General features: G+C 70.6%; 18 protein-coding genes. 15 read left to right on the top strand and 3 right to left on the bottom strand.

Translation table 11 applies throughout. From position 1 onward, the window contains the following. Nucleotides 1–4: 4 nt before the first annotated feature. The 15 genes from FGD71_RS27725 (at nucleotide 5) to FGD71_RS27655 (ending at nucleotide 13,555) form a co-directional block, all read left to right on the top strand. A complete protein-coding gene (locus FGD71_RS27725) occupies nucleotides 5–391 on the top strand; it encodes a Zn-ribbon domain-containing OB-fold protein (RefSeq protein WP_119103317.1) in 387 nt (128 codons plus the stop codon). Then, entirely contained in the window at nucleotides 388–1,533 is a 1,146-nt protein-coding gene (locus tag FGD71_RS27720; protein WP_119103260.1) for a thiolase family protein, read from the top strand. The genes FGD71_RS27725 and FGD71_RS27720 overlap by 4 nt, the downstream gene beginning before the upstream one ends. A gap of 30 nt (nucleotides 1,534–1,563) precedes the next feature. Beyond that, a complete protein-coding gene (locus FGD71_RS27715) occupies nucleotides 1,564–2,790 on the top strand; it encodes an acyl-CoA dehydrogenase family protein (RefSeq protein WP_119103259.1) in 1,227 nt (408 codons plus the stop codon). Next, a complete protein-coding gene (locus FGD71_RS27710; RefSeq protein ID WP_119103258.1) occupies nucleotides 2,787–3,761 on the top strand; it encodes a phosphotransferase family protein in 975 nt (324 codons plus the stop codon). Before FGD71_RS27715 ends, FGD71_RS27710 begins: the two co-directional genes overlap by 4 nt. 37 nt (nucleotides 3,762–3,798) lie before the next feature. After that, nucleotides 3,799–5,028 carry an acyl-CoA dehydrogenase family protein gene (locus tag FGD71_RS27705; RefSeq protein WP_119103257.1) on the top strand — a complete coding sequence of 410 codons (1,230 nt, stop codon included), beginning with the start codon at nucleotides 3,799–3,801 and terminating at the stop codon, nucleotides 5,026–5,028. Further along, on the top strand, nucleotides 5,025–5,801 hold the full coding sequence (locus FGD71_RS27700) for an SDR family oxidoreductase (protein ID WP_119103256.1): 777 nt from the start codon (nucleotides 5,025–5,027) through the stop codon (nucleotides 5,799–5,801). Before FGD71_RS27705 ends, FGD71_RS27700 begins: the two co-directional genes overlap by 4 nt. Continuing rightward, complete coding sequence (locus FGD71_RS27695; RefSeq protein ID WP_119103255.1) at nucleotides 5,798–6,571, top strand: SDR family NAD(P)-dependent oxidoreductase; 774 nt, start codon at nucleotides 5,798–5,800, stop codon at nucleotides 6,569–6,571. The genes FGD71_RS27700 and FGD71_RS27695 overlap by 4 nt, the downstream gene beginning before the upstream one ends. Further along, nucleotides 6,568–7,362, top strand: coding sequence for an enoyl-CoA hydratase/isomerase family protein (locus FGD71_RS27690; RefSeq protein WP_240436801.1), 795 nt, complete (start codon nucleotides 6,568–6,570; stop codon nucleotides 7,360–7,362). The genes FGD71_RS27695 and FGD71_RS27690 overlap by 4 nt, the downstream gene beginning before the upstream one ends. A gap of 89 nt (nucleotides 7,363–7,451) precedes the next feature. After that, on the top strand, nucleotides 7,452–8,618 hold the full coding sequence (locus FGD71_RS27685) for an acetyl-CoA C-acetyltransferase (protein ID WP_240436800.1): 1,167 nt from the start codon (nucleotides 7,452–7,454) through the stop codon (nucleotides 8,616–8,618). Between the two features lie 86 nt (nucleotides 8,619–8,704). Continuing rightward, nucleotides 8,705–9,328, top strand: a complete 624-nt coding sequence (locus tag FGD71_RS27680) for a TetR/AcrR family transcriptional regulator (RefSeq protein ID WP_119103252.1) — start codon at nucleotides 8,705–8,707, stop codon at nucleotides 9,326–9,328. A gap of 206 nt (nucleotides 9,329–9,534) precedes the next feature. Next, nucleotides 9,535–9,906, top strand: a complete 372-nt coding sequence (locus FGD71_RS27675; protein WP_119103251.1) for a nuclear transport factor 2 family protein — start codon at nucleotides 9,535–9,537, stop codon at nucleotides 9,904–9,906. Next, nucleotides 9,903–10,280 carry a hypothetical protein gene (locus FGD71_RS27670; protein ID WP_119103250.1) on the top strand — a complete coding sequence of 126 codons (378 nt, stop codon included), beginning with the start codon at nucleotides 9,903–9,905 and terminating at the stop codon, nucleotides 10,278–10,280. Before FGD71_RS27675 ends, FGD71_RS27670 begins: the two co-directional genes overlap by 4 nt. A 99-nt stretch (nucleotides 10,281–10,379) precedes the next feature. Beyond that, nucleotides 10,380–10,700, top strand: a complete 321-nt coding sequence (locus FGD71_RS27665) for an EthD family reductase (RefSeq protein WP_119103249.1) — start codon at nucleotides 10,380–10,382, stop codon at nucleotides 10,698–10,700. Nucleotides 10,701–10,828: 128 nt separating this feature from the next. Then, nucleotides 10,829–12,400, top strand: a complete 1,572-nt coding sequence (locus tag FGD71_RS27660) for a class I adenylate-forming enzyme family protein (RefSeq protein ID WP_119103248.1) — start codon at nucleotides 10,829–10,831, stop codon at nucleotides 12,398–12,400. A 114-nt stretch (nucleotides 12,401–12,514) separates the two neighbouring features. Continuing rightward, entirely contained in the window at nucleotides 12,515–13,555 is a 1,041-nt protein-coding gene (locus FGD71_RS27655; RefSeq protein WP_119103247.1) for an MBL fold metallo-hydrolase, read from the top strand. 21 nt (nucleotides 13,556–13,576) lie between these two features. Here FGD71_RS27655 and FGD71_RS27650 read toward each other — a convergent pair whose 3' ends face one another. From FGD71_RS27650 to FGD71_RS27640, 3 genes are all read right to left on the bottom strand, one after another. Then, nucleotides 13,577–14,335, bottom strand: a complete 759-nt coding sequence (locus tag FGD71_RS27650; RefSeq protein WP_119103316.1) for an SDR family NAD(P)-dependent oxidoreductase — start codon at nucleotides 14,333–14,335, stop codon at nucleotides 13,577–13,579. Between the two features lie 149 nt (nucleotides 14,336–14,484). Continuing rightward, nucleotides 14,485–15,555, bottom strand: a complete 1,071-nt coding sequence (locus FGD71_RS27645; protein WP_119103246.1) for a phosphotransferase family protein — start codon at nucleotides 15,553–15,555, stop codon at nucleotides 14,485–14,487. Further along, nucleotides 15,552–16,748, bottom strand: coding sequence for an acyl-CoA dehydrogenase family protein (locus FGD71_RS27640; protein ID WP_119103245.1), 1,197 nt, complete (start codon nucleotides 16,746–16,748; stop codon nucleotides 15,552–15,554). The genes FGD71_RS27645 and FGD71_RS27640 overlap by 4 nt, the downstream gene beginning before the upstream one ends. Nucleotides 16,749–16,924: the final 176 nt, after the last annotated feature.

Genomic DNA, 16,924 nt, shown 5'->3' with positions numbered 1-16,924 from the left:
CCGGATGGTCGTGGATCCGCGGAGTCCGACCGTGACCGACGGGCTCCAGGGCGCACGCTGCTCCGACTGCTCGGTGACGGTCTACCCCGCGGACGACGCATGTCCACGCTGCGGAGGGCCGGCCGACCGGGCGGTCCTCCGGGGCACGGGCACACTGTGGACCTGGACGGTACAGAGGTACGCCCCCAAGTCGCCGCCCTATCAGCCCCCGCCCGGTGGCTTCGAGCCGTTCGCGGTCGGCTACGTGGAGCTGGCGGACGACGTGCGGGTGGCCGCCGTACTCGACCTCGACGACCACGACGACATCCGCATCGGCATGCCCCTCACCGTGACCGCGGGCCACGGCGTTCCGCGCGCCAGGCCCACGCCACCGGGCGAGGAGCGCGCATGAGTACCGACGTCCTGATCTGCGGCGCCGGGCGCACCCCGTTCGGCCGGTCGGAGGCGAGTGGCCGACAGCTCGCCGTCAGCGCGGTGAATGCCGCGCTGGCGGACGCAGGGATCGACTGGTCGCGGGTGCGAGCCGCGTTCGGCGGCAGTGACAGCGCCGGCCTCGCCGACACTCTGGTGGCCCAACTCGGTCTCACCGGCCTGCCGTTCGTCAATGTCAAGAACGGCTGCGCCACCGGCGGCAGCGCACTGGTCTCCGCCGTGAACGCGATCCGCTCCGGCATGGCGGACGTCGTCCTCGCCGTCGGTTTCGACAAACACCCGCGCGGCGCTTTCGACCCCCGCCCCGAGGACTGGGGGCTGGGAGCGGAGTACGGCAGCGACGGGCTGATGGTGACGACCCAGTTCTTCGGTATGAAGATCCAGCGCTATATGTACGACCACGCGATCACCCCGCGCACCCTGGCACTGGTCGCCGAGAAGGCGTACCGCAACGGTGGTCTGACTCCCGAGGCGTGGCGCCGCAAGCCGCTCTCGGCCGACGAGATCCTCGACTCCGGCATGGTCAGTGACCCGCTGACCCGGTACATGTTCTGCTCCCCGGGAGCCGGCGCGGTCGCGTTGGTGCTCTGCTCACCCGAGGCCGCCCGCACCCTGGACGGCACGCCGGTCACCTTGCGCTCGGTGGCCGTGCGTACCCGGCGCTTCGGCTCGTTCGAGGTCTTCAGCCCCTCGATCCCGGGCGGCGAGCTGACCAGTGTCAGCCGTGACGCGTCAGCAGCCGCGTTCGAGGAGGCGGGAATCGGTCCCGGCGACATCGACGTCTGCCAGCTGCAGGACACCGAGAGCGGCGCCGAGGTCATGCACATGGCCGAATGCGGGTTCTGCGAGGACGGCGAGCAGGAGCGGCTGGTCGCCTCCGGCGCCACCGAGATCGGCGGAACGCTGCCGGTCAACACCGATGGCGGCTGCATCGCCAACGGCGAACCCATCGGCGCCTCCGGACTGCGCCAGGTCCACGAGATCGTCCAGCAACTGCGCGGCCGGGCCGGCGAGCGCCAGGTCCCGGGCCGTCCCAGAGTCGGTTTCACCCATGTGTACGGCGCCCCAGGTGTGAGCGCCTGCACGGTGCTGTCCCGCTGAACCTCTCGCCGATCGGAGGTGGAAGAACAGATGAGCGGCATTCCAGAATCCATCCCGGAACCTGTCCCGGAGCCCGAGGAGTTCCGCGCCGGGGCCCGGCAATGGCTCTCCACGGTCGCCAGGACCCGCGCCGACGACGAGCAGTGGGGCAGCGGCTCCGACTCCGTCGCCGTGTTCGAGAACTGGACCGAGGAGCAGGAGCGCGAGCACACCTTGCGCACCCAGGAGTGGGAACGCGCCCGCTATGACCAGGGGTGGGGCGCGCTCAACTGGCAGGCGGAGTACGGAGGCCGGGGCCTGCCCGCGTACTACGAGCAGCTCTACCGCACCGAAGAGGCGGCCTTCGACGTGCCGCACCGCACCGAGATCTTCCCGGTGACGCAGCAGCTGGTCGCCCCCGCGGTCGGCATCTGGGGCACGGAGGAGCAGAAGCGACGCTGGCTGCGGCCCATGCTGCGCACCGACGAGCTGGCCTGCCAGCTGTTCTCGGAGACCGAGGCCGGGTCCGACCTCGCCGCGGTGCGGACCAGGGCAGTGCGCGAGGGCGACCACTGGGTGCTGCGGGGGCACAAGGTGTGGACCTCCGGCGCCCGCGTGGCGACCTGGGGCGTCGCGGTGTGCCGCACCGACCCGGACGTACGCAAGCATGCGGGCATCACCGTCTTCCTGGTGCGCATGGACGCACCGGGCGTGACCGTACGGCCCATACGGCAGATGACCGGCGGCACCAGCTTCAACGAGGTCTACCTCGACGGTGTGATGGTGCCCGACACCGACCGGCTCGGTCCGGTCGGCGAGGGCTGGCGGGTCACGCTGAGTGTGCTGGCCGCCGAGCGGCTGGACTCCGGCAACCTCGGCCTGGACAACGCCGACCGAGCGCTCGAACTGGCCGGGCGCCTGCCCCGCCCGCTCACCGGCAGCGAACAGCAGCGCGCCGCCGACCTTTACCTCCGCACCCTCGTCCAACGGCTCATCGGCCTGCGGGTGACCGCCGCCCTCGTCGCCGGACGCGAGCCCGGCGCGGAAGCCTCGGTCGGCAAGCTCTACGCCACCGAGACCATGCGGCGCACCAGCGACCTGGTCTCCGAGCTCCTGGGACCGAGCCTCGTCGCGGACACGGGGGAGTGGGGGACCTACGCCTGGACGGAGCACCTGCTCGGTGCCCCGGGCTACAGCATCGCGGGCGGCACCGACGAGATCCAGCACAACATCCTCGCCGAACGCGTGCTCGGCCTGCCCAAGGAGCCCGTCCGATGAGCACGGCCACGCAGGTGCCGCCGCTGGCAGTCCGGGTCCGTGACCGGCTCGCCCGCCGTCATCCAGGCGCTCCGATTGGCGAGTTGAAGGTGCTGCCGGGTGGCCACTCGGGGCTGACGTACTCGGTTGCGGCAGGCGATGCCAGGTACGTCGTCAAGGCGGTGCCCCCGGGGCAGCGGCCCGTGGGACGCAACGACGTGCTGCGCCAGGCACGGGTGCTGCGCGCACTGGCAGGGTCCCCGGTCCCGGTGCCGGGCGTAGTGGCCGTCGACGCGACACAACCGGCTTGGTTCGCGATGGACTTCGCGGTCGGCGAGGCCGTCGAACCCGTACTCGACGAGGCAGACGTGCCCGTCGCGACGGCCCGCGCCCGGATGCTGGAGATCGCCACGGTTCTGCGGCGGCTGCACGCTACCGACATCCACACACCGGGATTCGACGCGCCCGAACCACTCGACGCGACGGGGGAGTTGGAGCGGTGGAGCCGCACCCTGCACGCCGTCCCCGCCGAACTGCGCCCGGGTGGCGAGGAGTTGTTGGCGCGCCTGGCTCATGATGTGCCCGCCGGCCGTTCACCGGTGCTGCTGCACGGGGACTTCCGGCTCGGCAACGTGCTGTGCGCCGGCGAGCGCGCGGTGGCCGTCGTCGACTGGGAGATCTGGAGCGTCGGCGATCCGCGCATCGACCTCGGCTGGTTCCTGCTCTTCACCGACCACCGCAACTTCCCCCAGGTGGGGCACGCCGTACACGGCCTGCCCAGCGAGGCCGAACTGCTGGCCGTCTACCTCGACGGCCGGCCGCCGCTGCCGGCGATGGACTGGTTCCGTGCGCTCGGCCGCCTGAAGATGGCCGCGATCATGGGCCACAACCTGCGCCGGCATCGCGAGGGCAAGCACCACGACCCGGACCAGGAGCGACTGCCGCCCACCATCGCCGCGATGATCCGCACGGCACGCGACATCCTCGGCTGATCCGGACCGACCACACGAATCCCGGACAGGAGCAATCGTGGATTTCGGATTCTCGCCCCGCGCGAGTGAACTCCAAGGCCGCATGCGGTCGTTCATGGAACAGCACGTCTTCCCCGCGGAAGCCGTCTATGACCGCCAGCTCGCCGAAGGGGACAACCCGCACGCGCTGCCGCCCGTAATGGCCGAACTGAAGGAGAAGGCGCGCGCCGAGGGCATGTGGAACCTCTTCATGGCGCACGGCGACTGGGGCGCCGGGCTCAGCAACCTCGACTACGCACCGCTCGCCGAGCTGGCGGGCCGCTCCATCATCGGCCCCGAGGTGTTCAACTGCTCGGCACCCGACACCGGCAACATGGAGCTGCTCGCGCTGTACGGCACCCCCGAGCAGCAGGAGCGGTGGCTGCGGCCCCTGCTGGACGCGGAGATCCGTTCGTGCTTCGCCATGACCGAGCCCGAGGTCGCCAGCTCCGACGCCCGCAACATCCGGACCCGGATCACCCGTGACGGCGACAGCTACGTCGTCAACGGGCGCAAGTGGTACACCTCCGGGATCCTCGACCCCGACTGCGAACTGATCATCCTGATGGGCAAGACCGATCCGGACGCGCCCACCTACCGCCAGCAGAGCATGCTGCTCATTCCCCGCGACACACCGGGCGTCACGGTCCTGCGCGACCTGCCGATGTTCGGCTACACCGACCGGCTCGGACACGGCGACGTGCTCTTCGAGGACGTGCGCGTGCCGACGGCGAACATCCTCCGGGGCGAGGGGGAGGGGTTCGCCCTCGCCCAGGGGCGGCTCGGCCCGGGGCGGATGCACTACGCGATGCGCGCCGTGGGCTTCGCCGAGCGCGCCCTGCAGCTGATGTGCGAGCGCGTCACCGAACGCGTCGCCTTCGGCGGGCCGCTCGCCGACCGAGGCGTGGTGCGTGAGTGGATCGCCCGCAGCCGCATCGAGATCGAACAGGTGCGCCTGCTGGTCCTCAAGTCGGCCTGGCTGATGGACACCGTCGGCAACGCCGCCGCCCGCACGGAGGTCGCCGCCATCAAGGTCGCGGCGCTGGAGGTCGCCCACAAGGTGGTCGACCGCGCGGTGCAGGCACATGGCGCGGCGGGGGTCAGTGACGACACCGTACTGGCCCGGCTGTACGCCATCACCCGGGCGCTGCGCATCGCCGACGGCCCCGACGAAGTGCATCTGCGGACGGTGGCCCGCCAGGAACTCGCGAAGTACAAGAAGACCGACACGAAGGCGGAGGCAGTGTGAGCACCAACAGCCTCGACGGCAAGGTCGCCGTCATCACCGGAGGATCCCGCGGCATCGGCCTCGGCATCGCCACCGCGTATCGAGCGGCCGGCGCGCATGTGGTGATCGCGGCCCGCAAGGCGGCCGGACTCGCCGAGGCGCGCGAGGAGTTGCTGCGCGTCAAGGGTGACGGCGACCTGCACACGGTGGTGGCCAACGCCGGCGAGCCCGAGCAGGCCGAGGCCTGCGTCGACGAGACCATGGCCCGTTTCGGCCGGGTCGACATCCTCGTCAACAACGCGGCGACGAACCCGTACCACGGTGATCTGCTCGACCTGGACCTGCCGCGCGCGGAGAAGACCGTACGCGTCAACCAGTACGGCATGATCGCCTGGACCCGGTACGCCTGGCGGGCCTGGATGGCCGAGCACGGGGGAGCGGTGGTCAACATCGCCTCCGTCGGCGGGCTGATCGTCGACCCGCACATCGGCTACTACAACGCCACCAAAGCCGCCATGCTGCACATGACCCGGCAGCTCGCCTACGAACTCGGGCCCCGGGCACGGGTGAACGCCATCGCTCCCGGTCTGATCAAGACCGAACTGGCGCGGGCGGTATGGGAGGTACGCGAGCCGATCCTCACCGCCAAGCTGCCGCTGAGGCGCCTCGGCACGGTGGAGGACGTGGCGAACGCGGCGCTGTTCCTGGCCTCCGACGCCTCCTCCTGGATGACCGGCCAGACCCTGGTGCTCGACGGCGGCGCGACCGCCCTGCCGATCGGGGTGGACGAGTGAGCGCGCCGCGATCCGCCGCCGAACTGTTCTCGCTCCACGGCAGGACAGCTCTGGTCACCGGTGCCTCCGCCGGGCTCGGCGCACGCTTCGCCGCCGTCCTCGCACAGGCCGGCGCCACCGTGTTCGCCGCGGCCCGCCGCATCGACCGGCTGAAGGAACTCGCCGACTCCCACGCACGCATCCACCCCGTGGCCTGCGACGTCTCGCGGTCAGACGACCGTACGCGGCTGGCCGGAGCCGCGCTGACCGCCACCGGCCGCATCGACATCCTGGTCAACAACGCGGCCACCTCCGGCGAGACCCGTGCCGAGGACGAACCGCCGGAGGCGTTCGCCGACGTCCTCGACGTCAACCTCACCGCGCCCTTCCACCTGGCCCGCCTCACCGCCGAGGCACCCGGTGACGCGGGCGGCAGGAGCATCATCAATGTCTCCTCCATCCTCGGTCTGGTGACCGCCGCGCCCCTCGGCGGCGCGAGTTACTCGGCGTCCAAGGCCGGACTGATCGGCCTGACCCGAGAGCTGGCCGGACAGTGGGGCCCGAGCGGAACCCGTGTCAACGCGCTCGCCCCGGGCTGGTTCCGCACCGAGATGACCGCGGACCTCTTCGACGACGAGCGCTCCAGCCACTGGGTCGAGCGCAACACCCTGCTGCGGCGCGGAGGCGACGGCCATGAACTCGACGGCGCACTGCTGTTCCTCGCCTCGGACGCCTCCTCGTACTGCACCGGACAGGTACTGACCGTCGACGGCGGATGGACGGCGCGATGAGCGTCGGCATCGAGATCGACGACCACGGGCTGGCCCGCATCACCCTGCGCCGGGGCGAGGCGGGCAACGCCATCGACCTGACCATGGCGCGCGGACTGCTGGACGCGGCACGGGCCTGCGCACACCGGGCCGTACGGGCGGTGCTGCTCACCGGCGAGGGGAGGTCCTTCTGTGTCGGCGGCGATCTCCGAGAGTTCTCCCGGCTCTCGGGTGAGGCGCTGGAGAAGCACCTCACCGAGGTGACCGACGCACTGCACGACGCCCTGCGGACGTTCGCCGCGAGCGATGCGCCCGTGGTGGCCGCCGTGCAGGGAGCCGTCGCGGGCGCGGGCATCGGGCTGGCCGCGGCCGCCGATGTGACTCTCGCCGCCGACGATGCGACGTTCACCGCCGCGTACACCGGCATCGGTTACTCACCGGACGCCGGTGTCAGCTGGTTCCTGCCCCGTCTCATCGGCCCCAAGCGGGCTCTGGACCTGCTGCTGACGAACCGTCGGATACCGGCGGCGGAGGCCGCGGACATCGGCCTGGTGAGCCGGGTCGTCACCGCCGACCGGCTGGCCGCCGAGGCCGCGCGTACGGCGGAAGCCCTGCGCCGCGGACCCACCGCCGCGTTCGGCGCCACCCGCCGGCTCGTCGCCGCCGGGCTCACCTCGGACCTCGGCCGGCACCTGGACCGCGAGGCCCGTGCGCTGGTCACCGCGGCCGCCTCCGACGCGGGTCGTGAGGGCGTCGCCGCCTTCCTCGGCAAGCGGACGCCCGACTTCACGCACGCCTCGCGCGGGACCTGATCCCGTTCCGAATCCCGAACACCGAGCCCGAACACCGAGCCCGAACACCGAGCCCGAACACCGAGCCCCGAGCCCTCATGGAGCCTCACGTGCCCACCGCGCCCACCGCGTCGCAAGCGTTCATCGTCGGAGCCGTCCGCACCCCTGTCGGCCGCCGGAAAGGCACGCTCAGCGGCGTGCATCCCGCCGACCTCGGCGCTCATGTCCTGCGGGCCCTTCTGGAGCGCACCGGCGCCGATCCGGGCGCTGTCGACGACGTGTACTTCGGGTGCGTCAGCCAGATCGGCGCACAGACCGGCAACATCGCACGCACCGCCTGGCTGTCGGCTGGGCTGCCGCAGCACGTCCCCGGCACCACCATCGACCGCCAGTGCGGTTCCTCCCAGCAGGCCGTGCACTTCGCCGCGCAGGCGGTCGGCTCCGGCACCGCGGACCTGGTGGTCGCCGGTGGTGTGGAGGTGATGAGCCTCGTGCCCATCGCCAGCCCCATGTACGTCGGCGAACAGGCCGGCATGGGCAGCCCGTACGCGGGTGACGGCTGGCGTGAGCACTTCGGGGACCAGGAGGTCTCACAGTTCCGTGGGGCCGAGCTGATCGCCGAGAAATGGGCCATCTCCCGCGCGGAAATGGAACGGTTCGCGCTCGCCAGCCACCGGCGGGCCCTGGCCGCCCAGGCCGCCGGTTCCTTCGACGACGAGATCACCCCGGCCTTCGGGCTCACCGCCGACGAGGGCCCGCGCGCCGACACCACCCTCGAGAAGATGGCCGGCCTGAAGCCCCTCACCGAGGACGGCCGGCTCACCGCCGCCGTCTCCAGCCAGATCTCCGACGGCGCGGCCGCCTTGCTGATCGCTTCCGAGGAGGCGGTGCGCCGCCACGCTCTGACGCCGCTCGCGCGCGTGCACACCATGGCCGTGGTCGGCTCCGACCCGATTCACATGCTGACCGGCCCGATCCCCGCCACCGAGAAGGTCCTGCACAGGGCTGGGCTGTCGATCGACCACATCGACCTGGTCGAGATCAACGAGGCCTTCGCCTCCGTCGTCCTCGCCTGGCAGAAGGAGACCGGCGCCGCCGAGGAACGGATCAACGCCTTCGGCGGCGCCATCGCGCTGGGGCATCCGCTCGGCGCCACCGGCGCCCGGCTCATGACCACGCTCGTCCACCAGCTGCGCAGGACCGGCGGACGCTATGGTCTGCAGACGATGTGCGAGGGAGGCGGCATGGCGAACGCGACCGTGCTGGAGCGCCTTTGACCTGAAAGTCGATTGGCAACTGAGTTCAACTTGGGGCTACCCTCGGGTACGGACGAGGCGGGCGGCAGCCAGGAGACAGGGCAGTCATGGCGACAAGGATCGTTGAACCGGAAGCGGGACCGAGGTCAAAGCGCGCCGCCATTCTGGCGGCGGCGGTCGACTGCTTCGGTGAGACAGGCTTCGAGGCCACCAAGTGGTCCACCGTGGCCGAGCGGGTCGGCATCGGGCAGACCGCGCTGTACCACTACTTCGAGTCCAAGACCCACTGCCTGCTCACCATCATGCGGCTGGAACTCCAGCGTTCCCACGACAAGTTCACGGAGGCGGCGCCGGACACCGCGGAGCCCGTCGAGGCGCTCCGGGCGGCCGTACGAGCGGCCTACGACGTCTCCGACCACGAGGTCCTGCAGATGCGCATCCTGCAGAACCACATGGACCTGCTCTCCGGCCCGCGCAAGTCCAAGCGGGAGGAGGCCGAGCGCGTCGCGGCCCGCCAGCTGGTCCAGCTCGTCGAGCGGGACTGGACGAACCTGCTGGTAAGGGGCATGTCGCAGGGCGCCTTCCCCCTGCGGGACGCGCAACTGCTGGGTGCGAGCGTGCTGGGCCTGATCGTCAGCGTCTGGCGGTGGTACCGGCCGTCGGGGCCGACGCCGCTGTCGGAGGTCAGCGAACTGATCGAGGGCGCCTGCGTGCGGATGGTCGCCACGTGACGCCCTGAGCGTCCCGGTCTTCCCACCCCCCGGCGGATTCCGTCGGGGGGCTTTGTCGTGCCGATTGCGCCGGTGCCCCTGCCGCCGTGGTAGCTCCGTGAAGCACTATTGCCAGGCGTGTTTCCACCGGAATACCATCCTAACTGAATTGAACTTGGCTCAGGTTGATCTGAAGGGCTGCGGCCGCCGACCGAAGGGGCTCACTCATGGCGTTGCGCGCGTACATGGCCGGCATGGACAGTCGGCAACCGGAACGGACGCTGGACCTGCTCGAACCGGACTTCCGCTTCCTGATAGCCCTGCCCGGCAAGGAGATCATCGGCAAGTCCAAGGAGGACTTCGCCGCGTACATCGCCGGCCGCAATCCCGTGGACCGGGCGCACGAGATCCTGCGCTACAGCCGGGACGGCGACCTCGAGACCGTCTATGGAGTGGTGACGGAGGGCGGGCGCTACACCGGCTCCTTCCTCTCGGCCGCGGTGGTCTCGCCCGGCGGACTCATGGCGCGCTACCAGTCCTTCTTCACCACCTCGTTCGAGCTGGTCGACTGGTCCGCGCAGGACAGGAGCCGGGCATGACCGACACGTCGACCGCGGCCCCCTTCCTCACCGCATGGTTCGAGATCCTCGACGGGGACGAGCCGTCCCGGATCCTCGACCTGATCAGCGACGATTTCTCGCTGTCCATCCTGTTCTCCACCGGCGACGGCAACGCCACCGACTTCGCCGGGGGCCGCGCCGCCCTCGTGGGCTACCTGGAGCAGCGTGAGAAGGGCACCCGCACGCACCATCGACTGTCGGCGACCACCCTCGGGCAGGACGAGCTCTTCCTGGGGGAGGTACGACGCGCGGGTGTCCCCGAGGCGAGTTTCGTCGCCGCCGGCCGCGTGAACGACGAAGGCCGACTGCAGCGCCTTCTGATCGGGCGCTCTACCGAGATCCGCTTCACCTGATCACGTTCGTCCGCCCGGCCGAGCGTGTTCGCCCGCCCGGCCGAGTACGCCTCTCCCACCGATCACGTTCGTTCAACCGACCCCGTGCGGAGGACCGCCATGTACAACCTCGTCCTGCTGGCAGCTCGGCCGCCGGAGTGGACGCATGAGCAGTTCATCGAGTGGTGGCGAGGCGACCACGCCGAGCTGACCTGCCGCCTGCCCGGACTGCGTGCCTGGCGGCACACCGAGATCGACGCCGCTCTGGAGCCGCGCTCCGAAGGCTGGGACGGGATCTCGGTGCTCGGCTTCGACTCTCCGGAGGACCTGCGGAAGGCTCTCGCGAGCCCCGAGTGGGCCGACGCGGTCGCACAGGTCGGCGACATGAAAGGCCGCCGCATCGCGGTCATGGGGCACGAGGCGGAGATGTTCCTCGCCTGAGGTTTCCCCTGGCCGGCCGATCCCGGTTCTGGCCGGCCGATCCCGGCTCGCCGGCATGGCGAGCACCCCAGCGTTCAGTAGACGGAGTTCGGCACAGCGCAATTCGGCACAGCGCAGCGAGGGACGAGATGCGACAGGTAGTGCGGGAGTTCCAACAGAAGGCGGACGAGGCCGACTTCGTCGCCGTCATCGACGATGCGGGCAGCCATACGGCACGGCAGCTGCTCGACGAGGCGACGCTCCTGGCCGGGGCGCTGTCCACCGGAAAGGCCGACGGAGCCGTCGGCACCGTCATGGTCCAGGCCGACAACTCATGGCGTACTGTCGCCGCCACTCTCGCCGTCGGCCTGAGCGGCGGGGACGGCGGTGTCATCGCGGTCGTCAACCGGCACACCACGCCCGCCGAGTTCACCGCGGCCTGGGAGGACATCCGCCCGGACGCCGTGGTCGCCGAGCCCTCGGCGATGGACGAGTGGGCGGTGCCCGAACGGCTGCCGGGAGCGGCACAGACGGTCCTCGGCGGCTGGAAGTGCTTGTCCACACCCCACAGGCGTGAGGTGTCGCGCTGGTCGGGCGGCGCGCTGATCGGCCTCACCTCCGGGTCGACCGGGCGCCCGAAAGGGGTCGTACAGTCCGAGCGGGCATTGCGCTATGCCGCCCGGAGCACCATCGCCATCAACGGTCTGTCGCCCGGCGATGCCGTCGCCGCGATCGTGCCGCTGTCGTCGACGGCGGCGTACTGCTTCGGGGTGTACCTCTCCCTCCTGTTGCGCGGGCCGCTCGTCATGACGGCGAAGTGGGACAGGGCCGTCGCACTGCGGCGGATGGCCGATGCCGACGCCCGATGGACCATGTGCGTACCGACCATGGCGCTGCAGATGGGAGCCGAGGCGGCCGGCTCGGGCATTCTCCGCGGGACCAGGTCGATCACTGTCGGCGGCGGGCCCATGGACCGCGGCGCACTGGGCAGGGCCGAACGGTCCCTGGGCACGAAGATTCTCCGCGTCTTCGGCATGTCCGAGTGCCTCGGCCACACCTCGCCGAGCCCAGACGACCCCGAGGAGATCCGGCTCGGCAGAGACGGCCGTCCCTTCCCGGGCACGGATGTGCGCGCGCTCACCCCCGACGGGCAGGTAGCCGGACCGGGCGTGATCGGCCGGGCTCAGGTGCGCGGGCCGTCCCTCTTCCTCGGCTACGCCCGCGACGGCAAGATCGATCCGCCGACGTTGACGGAGGACGGCTATCTCCCCACCGGCGACCTGCTGATGACACACGAGGACGGCACCATCAGCATCATGGGCCGCGAGAAGGACATCATCATCCGCGGCGGCCGCAACATCGACATCACCGAGATAGAGCGTGCTGTCGCCGGGTACCCACGCGTGGCGAGGGCCTGTGTCGCGGCGGTTCCCGATGAAGTCCTCGGCGAACGCGTGGCGCTTCTCGTCGTCACCGAGGACGGCCGTGGCATCGACCTGACCGAGGTGACCGGACACCTGGAGAGCGTCGGTCTGTCGAAGACCAAGTGGCCCGAGTACGTGTACGGCATCGAGGAGTTGCCCCAGACCAAGGTCGGCAAGCTCGACCGGGGCGGGGCCCGGGAACTGGCGATGAGACTGCATGCCCGTACGTCCACCGAGGCCGGTCAGCCCGACCAGGCTCACCAGGCCGGTCAGATCCATCAGCCCGATCAGGCCTGACGAGGCAGCACATGCGTCAACTGTGCCGCCACGCAAGCCATACGGCCGTGATCCACGGCGGCCATCAATGAGGAATCAATGAAGGAACCAATGAAGGAACCAATGAGGAGGAACATGACAGCGCGGTTCGACCAGGGCCCGTGGGCCGCAGCCGGACTCCAGACCGTACAGCCCGGGGTGCACCGCGTTCCTCTGCCACTTCCCAACGACGGCCTGCATGCCGTCAACGTCTACCTTCTGGAGGACCTGGCCGACGACGGTGGCATCGTCATGATCGACGGCGGCTGGGCGATCCCTGAGGCACGCAAGGCCTTGGAGGAAGCCCTGGCGGCCATCGGCCGCGACCTCGGGGACATCAGCCACATCCTGGTCACCCACATCCACCGCGACCACTACACGCAGGCGGTGGAACTGCGCCGGCTGCTGGGTTCCCGCGTCTGTCTCGGCGCGGGGGAACGACCGGGCCTGGAAATGCTGGACCGACTGCGCAGCGACCAACCCGTCGGCTCACTGCGGACCCTGCGCAGGGCAGGAGCCGGCGAACTCGCCGACCGCATCGAGGCGATGGACCACGGCGGATACGACCCGAGCGTGTGGGAGGCCCCGGATCGCTGGCTCGGCGCCGAGACCCTGCGCTTCGGCGACCGCGAGCTGCACGTCGTACCGACTCCCGGACACACCAAGGGACATGTGGTCTTCCTGGACGAGCAGCGGGAGTTGCTGTTCTCCGGGGATCACGTCCTGCCGCACATCACCCCGTCCATCGGTTTCGAGCTGGCCGAGCCGGGTGGCCGTCCGCTCGCCGACTACCTGGACTCGTTGCGGCTGATGACCCGGTACGCCGACGCCCGTTTGCTGCCCGCGCACGGGCCGGTCGCCGACAGCGCCCACAGCCGGGTCGGCGAGCTGCTCGCCCACCACGACGACCGGCTCGCCAAGAGTCTGGCGGCGCTGGGGGAGGACACGCTCGACGCCCACGCCGTTGCGCGCAAGCTCGGATGGACGCGCCGGGCGGTTCCGTTCGGGGAACTCAACGCCTTCAACCAGATGCTCGCGGTCAACGAGACGGCGGCCCACCTGGACGTCCTCGTGCTGCGGGGGCAGGTGAAGGTGAGGTTCCTGGGCGGCGTGAACCAGTACACGCGTGTGTGGTGACGCCAGAGGCGAGGCGTGTCGTCAGCGTGCCGTCCAGCCCCCGTCCACGTACAGCTCGGAGCCGGTGACGAAGCTCGCGTCCTGCGAAGCGAGGAACGCCACCGCTCCCGCGACCTCGTCGGGCCGGCCTAGCCGTCCCAGAGGGGTGCCCTCGACCATGGCGGTGTGCCGGGGCGTGCCCCGCCACAGTTCGCGGGAACGGGGCGTTTCGATGAAACCGGGGTGGATCGAGTTGACGCGCACACCGCGCGTGGCCCAGTGCAGCGCGGCATTCTTCGTCATCAGGCGGACCGCGCCCTTGGCGGCGTGGTACGAGAACTGGCTGCCGAAGCCGCCGACCGTACCGAAGATCGAGGCGATGTTGACGATCGAGCCGCCACCGGAGCGCTCGATCGCGGGCCCGCCGTGCTTCATGCCCAGCCAGACCCCGGTCTGGGTGACCGCGATGACCTTGTCCCAGGACTCCTGGGTCTCCGTCTCCACGGTCCGCGTCTCGGCGATGCCCGCGTTGTTGACGAGCACCGACAGGCCGCCCAGCTCGGCGACCACCCGCTCGACCGCGCTGCGCCACGCCTCCTCGTCGCTGACGTCCAGGGCCAGGCCGAGCGCCCGCCCCCCGCCGTCTGTCAGCTCCTTCGCCAGCGCCTGACAGCGGCCGGCGTCCACGTCGGTCACGACCACCGCGGCACCCTCGGCGGTCAGGCGGCGCGCGACGGCGTCGCCGATGCCGCCGGTCGCGCCGGTAATGAGGGCGATCTCTCCGGACAGCCGGTCTCGCACGAGTTCTCCTTCGCTGAGCGCGTCGCTGTGGACGGTGTGGTCGGTGTGGTCGGTGGGCTCCGTGTGGTCGGTGTCGATGGTGGTGGCGTCAGTGGCGTCAGTGGCGTCGGCGTCGTTGGTGTCGTCGGTGTCGTTGGTGTCCATGGTCGTCACGGCAGCAGCTCCAATCCCGAGCGCAGCAGCGCCGGAACCGCCGAGCCGACCCGGTCGAAGCCGGCGCCGACGGTCTGCCCCGCGAGATAGCGGGCGTGGATGCCCTCGGCGATGACGGCCAGCTTGAAGCAGCCCAGCGCCTGATAGAAGGCCAGGGCTTCGACGTCTCGGCCGGACCGCGCGGCGTACCGCTCGATCAGCTCGCGGCCCGAGGGGAAACCGGGGTTGGCCGTGGGGACGTGGCGTGCCCCGAGCACCGGCTCGCAGACCGGATCCCAGTACATGAGCAGCATCCCGAGGTCGGCGAGAGGATCGCCGAGCGTGGCCATCTCCCAGTCGACGATCGCGGCGATCCGCCCGAAGTCGCCGGGCGCCAGGATGGTGTTGTCCAGGCGGTAGTCACCGTGCACGATCGCCGGGGCGGCGCTCACCGGCACGGCGCGGGCGAGCCGGCCGTGCAGCGTGTCGACGTCGGGCAGCGCACGGGTGGCGACCTTGTCCCACTGGCTGCGCCATCGCCGTACCTGACGCTCCAGGTAGCCGTCGGGACGGCCGAAGTCGCCGAGCCCGATATCGGCGGCGTCGACCGAGTGCAGGGCCACCAGGGCGTCCACCAGCGCCTCGGCACTGCGTCGTGCGTCGGCCCGCGGCACGGTGGCGGCCTCGTCCCCGTCGCGCAGCACGGTGCCCGCCACGAAGTCGACGACACAGAACGGCGCCCCGATCACCGCCGGGTCCCGGCACGACAGTACGGCTTCGGCGACCGGCACTTCGGTGGCACCGAGCGCCGCGACGACGCGGTATTCGCGGTCCATGTCGTGTGCGGTCGGTGTGAGCACGCCCAGCGGAGGGCGCCGCAGGACCCACCGGTGCGTCCCGTCGGTCACTTCGTAGGTGAGGTTGGAGCGTCCACCGTGCAGCGGCTTCACCTCCAACGGGCCTGCGCACTGCGGCACATGGCGTGCGAAGTAGCGTTGCAGGGCGTGCCGGTCGATGCCGACCACGGTCGTCTCCGGTGGGGGCGTCGCGGTCTTCGGATGGGTCACGGGCGACTCCGGTGTGGTCATCGCGCGCTCCTCCGCTCCCGCACCGCGCGCTTGGCGATGGCCCAGCGGTGGGTCTCGGACGGACCGTCATAGATCCGGAACGGACGCACCTCTCGGTACAGCCTCGACAGCGGGGCGTCCCCCGAGATACCGAGCGCGCCGCACACCTGCACGGCCCGGTCGACCACCCGGTTCACCGCCTCGGAGACGTAGGTCTTGGCGATCGAGGTGTGCTGGGCGGCCGAGCGGCCCTGGTCCAGTTCCCAGCAGGCCCGCCACAGCACCGCCCGGCTGGTCTCGATGTCGATCTCGGAGTCGGCCAACAGCTGTTGCACCATGCCCAGTTCGGCGAGCGGCCCGCCGAAGGCCGAGCGATCCGCCGCACGCTCGAGGGCGATGTCCTGCGCCCGGCGCGCCACTCCGAGCCAGCGCATGCAGTGCGTCATACGGGCGGGCCCGAGACGCACCTGAGCATGCCTGAAGCCCTGGCCCACCTTGCCCAGTGTGGCGCCGTCGCCGACCTCGCAGCCGTCGAAGACGACCTCGCTGTGCCCGCCGAACAGGCCCTGATCCAGGGTGTCGATATTCCGGACGATCTTCATGCCGGGGTTGTCGGCGTCGACGAGGAACATCGTCGCGCCGCCCGGGTCGCCGGGGCCGCCGCTGGTGCGGGCCATACAGATGGCGAAGGCAGCCCCATCGGCGCCGCTGATGAACCACTTGCGGCCGTCGATACGCCAGCCGCTCTCGGTCTTCGTCGCGGTGGTGACCAGCGCACGGGGGTCCGATCCGGCGCCCGGCGCCGGTTCGGTCATCGCGAAGCAGGAGCGCACCTCGCCGGCCGCCAGGGGACGCAGATACCGCTCCTTCTGTTCCTCGGTGGCGACCACTTCGAGCAGATGCATGTTCCCCTCGTCGGGTGCGGCGCAGTTGAGCGCCAGCGGGCCGAGCAGCGAGTGTCCCGCAGCCTCGAAAACCACCGCCTGCCCGCAGAGGTCCAGCCCGAGCCCGCCCCACTCCGCGCCGACATGTGGAGCGAACACCCCAGCGGCCCGCGCCGCTTGCTGCAGGCGGCGCCGCAGCGGCTCCGGCCCGTCATGGACGTTCCCGTCGCACGCCTGTTCCTCGGGCAACGCCACGTCCCGGACGAACTCGGTGGTGCGCCGCGCGAGGGCGGCGACCCTCTCGTCGATCTCGAACCCGATGGACACCATGACCCTCGCAATCGGCTACTAGTCATTAGCCATCTCAAGGGGAAAGGGCTCAGTGTGTCAAGGTCGGTGACAAATCGCGCGGGAGAAAGGAGGAAGGCGTGGCTAATCATTGATAGCCACGGAGTCCGTCCGCACATGCGAACGGTCGGTGCCTGGACAGACCGCACGGCGGCATG

It is taken from the genome of Streptomyces sporangiiformans (genome assembly GCF_005768555.2).
In the GTDB taxonomy this organism is placed as follows: domain Bacteria; phylum Actinomycetota; class Actinomycetes; order Streptomycetales; family Streptomycetaceae; genus Streptomyces; species Streptomyces sporangiiformans.
Note: the sequence above shows the minus strand (reverse complement) of the source record. Positions and strands in the feature narration are given on the sequence as shown.